The 7,207-nt window shown below is 69.4% G+C and carries 6 protein-coding genes; all 6 read right to left on the bottom strand.

All coding sequences use genetic code 11. The features are described 5' to 3' along the window. Positions 1-508: 508 nt before the first annotated feature. A complete protein-coding gene (locus ACIRRY_RS46970; RefSeq protein WP_403985710.1) occupies positions 509-1,336 on the bottom strand; it encodes a hypothetical protein in 828 nt (275 codons plus the stop codon). Positions 1,337-1,600: 264 nt separating this feature from the next. Further along, positions 1,601-3,196, bottom strand: coding sequence for a long-chain-fatty-acid--CoA ligase (locus ACIRRY_RS46965; protein WP_403985708.1), 1,596 nt, complete (start codon positions 3,194-3,196; stop codon positions 1,601-1,603). A gap of 39 nt (positions 3,197-3,235) precedes the next feature. Further along, the gene (locus ACIRRY_RS46960) at positions 3,236-3,700 is read right to left on the bottom strand and encodes a DUF3592 domain-containing protein (RefSeq protein ID WP_403985721.1); all 465 of its coding nucleotides are present in this window, start codon (positions 3,698-3,700) and stop codon (positions 3,236-3,238) included. A gap of 90 nt (positions 3,701-3,790) precedes the next feature. After that, positions 3,791-4,396: a lytic polysaccharide monooxygenase gene (locus ACIRRY_RS46955; RefSeq protein WP_403985705.1), complete on the bottom strand. Its 606-nt coding sequence runs from the start codon at positions 4,394-4,396 to the stop codon at positions 3,791-3,793. A gap of 121 nt (positions 4,397-4,517) precedes the next feature. Continuing rightward, positions 4,518-5,648, bottom strand: coding sequence for an SPFH domain-containing protein (locus tag ACIRRY_RS46950; RefSeq protein ID WP_403985703.1), 1,131 nt, complete (start codon positions 5,646-5,648; stop codon positions 4,518-4,520). A 65-nt stretch (positions 5,649-5,713) separates the two neighbouring features. After that, positions 5,714-7,057 carry a peptidoglycan-binding protein gene (locus ACIRRY_RS46945; protein WP_403985701.1) on the bottom strand — a complete coding sequence of 448 codons (1,344 nt, stop codon included), beginning with the start codon at positions 7,055-7,057 and terminating at the stop codon, positions 5,714-5,716. Positions 7,058-7,207 lie beyond the last annotated feature (150 nt).

Below are 7,207 nucleotides of genomic sequence, written 5' to 3'. Positions count from 1 at the left end.
GACACGTCAGCCGGGCTACCGGCCTGCCCGCCAGCAGCCACGAAACGCGAAACGGTCTGCCGACTCCGTCGGCAGACCGTCATGAAAGATCGAGGTTAGAGACCGCCACCACCACTATGGGCCAGCAACCCATGATGCGACGCCGATCGCTGCGGAGGCCAGGCACATCGTTCGCCGACAGCAGTCGGACTCAAAGCCGCCGCCCCACCGACTGGAACATCGCGACATCGGCGCGGCTCGACCACCTGCTCACGGCGCCGGAGTTGGCTGTGGAGCCGGCTCACGGCGCTGTTCGCGCTTCGCGTTCCCCGGCGTTCGGCCGTCGAGGTCGAAGACAGCCCGCTTGGCGGGATCCACCGGTGTCTCGTATGCCAGGTCATGACGAGTCGTGAAGGGATGGTTCAGGTCCGCACCCTTCGGAATCCCCGTCCGGCTCATCGGCTACTACCAGCCCGGCGACCCAGGCAGACTCACACCCCCAGAGCGGCGAGCACAGACCGTCAGAGCGCTAACGCGCACCGTTGCGTAGCGGATTGCGCGGTGGAGGGGCGAGGAACGCGATCTCGGCATCCGTCAGATCTCGGGCCTCGTTCCACAGAGTGTTGAATTCACTCATGTACACCCTGAAGAGAGAGCGGTTGGCGCCCTTGATCTCCAGAGCGGGACAGGATTCAGCGGGTGCATGGTACAGATAGGGCGTCGCGATCAGCGTCTGGTCGAAGCGGGACACCATCACGTACTGGATCACTCCTTCGAGGACCCGCACCTGGAATGCGTCACCGTACTCCTCGCTGATTTTTTTCGCCACGTTGTGGAAGAACCAGAGTGATTCCCTGTTGTGGGCGGAAGTGGAGCCCCCTTTGTTCGGCTCGCTCTCCACGACTTCCAGCATCGATTCACTGTCCTGTATAACCGGCGCATACAACATGATGCGATAGCGACAGCCTTGAGCGGCACCGGCCGACACGCTGTTCAGGAAGGAATCCCGATCCAGCACCCAGTTGTGCTGCGCGACGCCGGACAGAACGACTTCCTGACTTGCGCCCGCCAGGAGGTTCTGCCATTCACGTGGTGTTCCGTGGCTGGCGTTGCGTTCACTTGCGCGGACCAGACCGGCCGCACGCAGGGTCTCTGCGGTGGAAAGCAACTGGCTGAGTTCCGTGGCGCGTTGCTGAATAAGTGCCACGTCACGCGCGATGTCACTCGTTCCCGGGGTGAGCGGCTCGCCGCCCATCACGTCCCAGAGAAGGGTGAGCAACGCCGTGCTGAGAAAAATGATTCCCACGTTGATCAGCATCTGATTGGTCAAAGAGCCTTCCGCGGTGCGCTGAGCCATCAAGAGACAGCATGTGCCCGCCAGTGCGAAGACCGTCCTTGCCAGCCCGGGACGATTCATGTCCCACCCTCCCGCCTTTACTGCTTACGTTGGAGGGGACGCGTCGTCCGCTGAGAGGGTTCTTGCGCACTGAGGAAAAGCGGTTGCAAAGGGAGCATGACAGGGCGCGCGAAAACCCCTGCGCGCCGCAGGCGAGGTACACGACGGGCGACGGAGTCGGGGCGACGAGCTTTTGCGAATCAGGTTCGGAGGCTCAAGGTCGTCTCAGATGTCGGCGTCCTCCGGCGTCAGCCGCCGATAAGCCCCCTCCCCCGCCCCCCGCCACCACACCGGATCCCCACACACAACCCCCTCCCGCCGCAGCCCCGCCCGATGGATCTTGTTCGTCGCGGTCACCGGCATCCGCTGCACCACCCGCACGAACCGGGGTGCCATCTTCGTCCCCAAGTCCGGCTGGGCCAGGAGGAATTCGGCGAAGTCGAGGGGGTCGAAGCGGCCGGCGATCGTTGCCATGACCTGGTCGCCGGTCACCGGGTCCGGTACCGCGTAGACCGCCACGGCGTCGGCGCCCGGGTAGCGGGAGAGGATGTTCTCGATCATCGCGGCGGCGAGGTTCTCGCTGTCGACGCGGAGGCGGTCGTCGGTGCGCCCGGCGAAGTAGAGATAGTCGTCGGTGTCGCGGTAGAAAAGGTCGCCGGTCCAGTACCAGCCCGCCCGGCGGCGTTCCGCGTCCGCCTCCGGGTTGCGCCAGTAGCCCTCGAAGGGGTTGGCCGCGCGGTTCACCAACTCCCCTATCGCCGCATCCCCGTTGAGCAGCCGGCCGGCCGGGTCGAAGGCCGCCGGCGGGCATTCCGTCCGCGTCTCCGGATCGAGTACCGCGAGCCCGGGCGCCGCCCGCCCGACCGCCCCGGACGGTGTCCCCGGCGACCACTGCACCGCCGCCCCGCCCTCCGAGGACCCGTACCCCTCCACCAGCCGCACCCCGAACCGCCGCTCGAACGCCGCCGCGTCCACCGCCCCCGCCTCCGTGCCGAAGCCCATCCGCAGCGGGTTGTCCCGGTCGTCGGGGCGTTCCTCCGTGGCCAGGACGTACTGCACCGCACGGCCGACGTAGGTGAAGTACGTCGCCCCGTACCTTCGTACGTCGTCCAGGAAGCCGGATGCCGAGAACCTGCGGCGCAGCGCCACCCCCGCCCCGGCCGCCAGCGCGGGTGCCCAGTCGGCGATCACCGCGTTGCCGTGGAACATCGGCATGCAGATGTAGTGCACGTCCTCCGGGAGCACGCCGAAGCTGCCGACCAGCGAGCTTCCGGCCGCGGCCAGACGGCCCTGGGTGCAGATCGCGGCCTTCGGGGCGCCGGTGGAGCCGGAGGTGAAGTAGAGCAGGATGCGATCGTCCGGGGTGGCGTGGGAGAAGGCGTCGGGGCGGGCGTCGGCGTAGGGGGCGAGCAGGTCGTCGTAGGGCTGAGTGCCCGTCACCAGCACGCGTACGCCGGGGAGTTGGAGGTTCTCCAGGAGGGGGAGGTGCCTGTCCTCCGTGACCAGGACCCGGCACTCGGTGTGCAGGATGTCGCGGGCCAGTTCCGCGCCTCGACGGGTCGGGTTGATGCCTGCCACGGCCGCGCGCGCCAGGGCCGCGGCGCTCAACCACAGGGGATATTCAAGGGTGTTGTCGAGCAGTACGCCGACATGGGGTGGGGCGCCCGGTGGCAGCAGGTCCGTGAGGAGGGCCGCTCTGGCCGCGGCGCCGGACGCCACCTCGTGATGGGTGAGCGTCCGGTGCTCGCACCACAGCCCGGGGCGGTGGTCGCCCCACCGCGCCTGGACGAGTTCCGCGACGGTACGCCTCGTGGACTCCATGGAGGCGCACGGTAGTTGACGTACCGTCAGATGTGGAGCCTACGGGCTCATGAAGTCGCCGGCCGTCGAGAACGCCTCGTGGGTCACGACGATGAATCCGATGCAGAAGGCGATGAAGACGGCGAAGAACGCCAGTGCCAGGCCGGTCCCCGCCAGGAGTTTCCCGGGCGCCGGGGGCTGGGCGGTGGCCCGCTCGGGGTGGTCCGCCGTGTAGTAGACGGTGACGATGTCGCCCTCCAGGATCGTCCCCGATCCGCCCCGCTCCTCGAAGCGGACGGTACGACCCTCCCGCGTCCTGAACTCGTAGACGTGGTTCAGCCTCGTCCGCACCGACGTGTCCCCGCCGCCGCTGGTCGTCGTGTACGTCCGCAGACAGCGGGCCTCGGCCGTGAGTCCGCTGTTCCAGGCGCTGTTCGCCGCCCGCGCGCGGCGGACCACCGCGACCGCGGCGAACAGCAGCACGACGATGACGAGCACAGGTATGACGTAGAACAGCGCGTCCATGGTGTCCCCCGAGGTCAAGTACCGCTTGGTGGAGGGAACCTACCCCCGGGGGATGCCGAACTGTCTCAAGCAATGCTCAGAACCTCGAGCTCAGAACGTGACGTCCGAGCAGGCGTAGAACGCGTTGGTCGTGTCCGCGATCGTCCACACCGCGACGATCACATGGTGACCGGACAGGCCGGACGGGAGCGTGCCGCTGTGGGAGATCGTGGACGGGGGACGCTGGTTGTTGTAGGGGACGGTGAGGAACGGGGTGGTGTTGAGGTCCGAGCGGGCCAGGTTGTGCGTCTGGTTCCAACCCTGCTTGGTGACGTAGTACTTGAAGTCCGTGGTGGCGTGCATGGCCGTGAACTGCCAGCGGAAGGTGTACGACTGACCACCCGTCACCTTGGTCGTCGGCCAGGCGGCGCCCGACGGGGTCTTCGGCGCGCTGAGTTGGGCGAAGCGGCTGAGGCCGCCGTTGCAGATCTGGCCGTCGGCGGGACCGGCGGCCGGGAAGCCCTTGAGGCCCTCGACGCTCTGCGGCTCGTACTGGATGTCACCGCAGTTCGTCACCGTGCCGTTGGCACAGAGCTTCTGCCTGCTGATGGGGAGGTCGGTGTAGCCGTGGCTGCTCGCGGCCCCGGACGAGAGCACGATGGCCCCGGCCGTGGTGAGCCCGAGCACGCCCGCGTACCACTTGGTCTTTTTGCGCATGCTGCCGCTCCTGGAGAACGTGTGGGGAGTTCCGTGAGCCGTGCAGGTCTAGACCAAGTCTCAGATTATTGCCCCTACTTGACTGTGTCCATACCAAAAGCCGTGTCCGTCTCCAGGTCCGTCACGGCGCCGCCTCTCCCCGTCCCGAGCAGAACGCGACCGTCAAGTCCTTCACGAGCACCTTGCGTTCGTAGTCGTCCAGCTCCACCAGACCCCGCATGGTCAGCCGGGTGACGGTGTCCTCCACCGAGTCGACCACCGAGGTGAGCATCGTCGCCCGCTGCTGCGCGTCCAGCGTGGCGATACGGCGGCGGGTCATCGCGGCGGCGACCTCCGGGGCGTACTCCACACGCACCGGCCGCACCGAGAACACCTCGATGCCGACCGGCGCCGAGTCCGCCGCGACCAGCCGGGTGAGCGCGTCGACGGCCAGATCGGCCGCGCCCTTCGCGCCGCCGCCCGGGGGCTCCACCGGCACCCGGGCCAGCGCAGCCTCCACGCACTCGCGCAGATACGTCTCGTGGTCCTCGACCCCGAGCGTGGCCCGCGCGGTGTCCCGCACCCGCCACACCACGAGCACGACGACCCGCAGCGCCACCCCGTTCGCGTCGGCCGCCGGCATCGGCCCGCTGCGCCAGTGCCGCAGCCGTACGTCGACCCGGCGGCGCAGCAGCAGCGGGTTGACCCACATCAGACCGGTGCGCCGGACGGTCCCCCGGTACCGCCCGAACAGGCCGAGCACCCAGGCCCGTCCGGTACGGCCCCGGGCCAGCCCCCCGAAGCCGAACAGCCCGAGCGCGCCGGCCCCGGCGTACGCGGCCCACTGCGCGGGGCCGAGTCCGGCACCGGCGTAGAACGGCAGTCGTAGGGCCTCGGTCGCGAGTGGGGGCAGGACGCCCGCCCACCACGAGGTGGCGAGGCAGCCGGCCAGTCCGCAGGAACCGGCGAGCACGCCCGCCGAGCCGGGCAGCACCCGGGCCGGGCGCTCCACCAGATCGGGGTCGACCTCCGGGGCCGGGCGCGGCTTGGCCGGGAGGGGGCGGCGGAAGCGCGGCTGTTCGCCGGTGCCCTGTCTGCGGCCTACGACGGCGGGTCTGAGCGGCACCGAGACCGGGTCGGGTTCGTCGCGGAACAGCAGGTGGACGGGGATCTCGGTGGTCGCCTCGTTCTGGATGAGCCGCGCGGGACGGGTCTGTCCCTCGGGCGGCCCCTCGTTGTTCTCGGGCGTCTGTGATGTGGTCGTCGTACTCATGGTTGCCTCCAGCCTCCGCGCCAGATGCGTCACAACGGGTGGGGACGAGCGGGTGATGCGTGTCCTTACGAGAAGAGGCGGCGCCAGGTCTCCGGGCCCGGGTAGCCGTCCGCCGCGCCGCCCCGCCAGCCCTGGGCGCGCTGGAAGGCCTCGACGTTGCGCCGGTCCGGCTCGCCCCAGCGCGGTCCCGGGCCGGTCGTGTAGTACCTGCCGAAGCCCTTCTTGACCAGCTGTTTTCCGAGCTCGGTGACGTACTTGTTGCTCGCGCCCGGGCGGAACATGGCCATGCCCGGGTAGTCGGGGACGCCGTGCGAGGCAGGGGCGGGCGGGCCCGCCGCTCCCACGACCGCGCCGCCGATGCTCTTGCCCTTGCCGGTGACGAGCAGTTCCCAGGTCCCCGGTCCGGGCAGGCCGTCCGCGTCCGCGCCGGTCCAGCCCTGGGCGAGCTGGAAGGCCTGGGTGGCCCGTCCGTCCGCGTCCGACCAGACCGGGCCGGGGCCCGCGGTGTAGTACGCGCCCGCGCCCCGGGCGATGAGCATCGTGCCGAGCTGGGTGACGTACTTGTTGTTGGCGCCGGGGCCGAAAGACGCCGCCCCCGGATACGCCGTCTTCGCGGCGGCCGGGGTCACCGGAGCCGCCGGGGTCACGGGGGTCACGCCCTCGGTGCCGCCCGTCAGACCCTTGTAGCGGTAGGGGACATAGCTGTCCGAGTGGCTCCAGTACGCGTACGGGGTGGACTGGCGGCGGGCGTGCGCGGGGGTCTCCTCCAGGGCGATGTAGTAGGTGTGCGTGTAGTCGGTCCAGCCGCCGAAAATGACGACGTGCGAGCCTTTCTCGGGGTTCACCGGATTGTGGAACAGCAGAATGTCGCCGGGCTGGAGTTCGTCCTTGGAAATACGGACTCCGTACTGGTCGAGACTGCCGGTCCATTCGTTCCCCGGCAGGCCCCAGGCCATCGAGACGAACCCCGAACAGTCCTGTCGGTATCCGTCGGACCAGTACGCGTTCATGCTGTACGGCACCTGCGCGGCGATCCAGGTCTTGGCCCGGTTGATGATCTCGGCGCGGGTGGTCGTGGGGGCCTTGAGGACACCGGACGGCTTCGCCGGTGTCCCACTCGGGCCGTGCAGCGGGGCCTTGCCGCCCTGCGGGGTGGCGGGCTCGTCACCCGTGTCGGCCGCGGGAACGCCCGGGCGGGCCGGGGCGTGCGGGGCGGCCGCCGCCGGCAGCGCATGCCCGGCGGCGAGGGCGGCGGACGCTGCCGACGCCACGACGAGGACCCGCTGGGCGGTGGGGAGACCGCCGCTGCGGCCGGTCGGGGAATGCGCCGAGGCGCGCCGCCGGTGAACACATCCGGGGCAATCGCAATCGCTCGCGGGATCGAATTCCTCGAATACCGGAGTCTCCATGCGATGCCCCTCACACTCCAGGTGGAAATATCCGCGCTCGTGCACATCCGCCAGCTTCTCAACTGTCATCCGGACTCGCATGTTGACGGTCCGAATGATGTACAGCGGCCCGTGCGGACGGGGGAGGCCGGTCCGGAGCACCCCTCGGCG

This window comes from Streptomyces sp. NPDC101776 (assembly GCF_044766845.1).
Taxonomy (GTDB): Bacteria; Actinomycetota; Actinomycetes; order Streptomycetales; family Streptomycetaceae; genus Streptomyces.
This window is presented reverse-complemented; position numbering and strand designations above follow the sequence as displayed.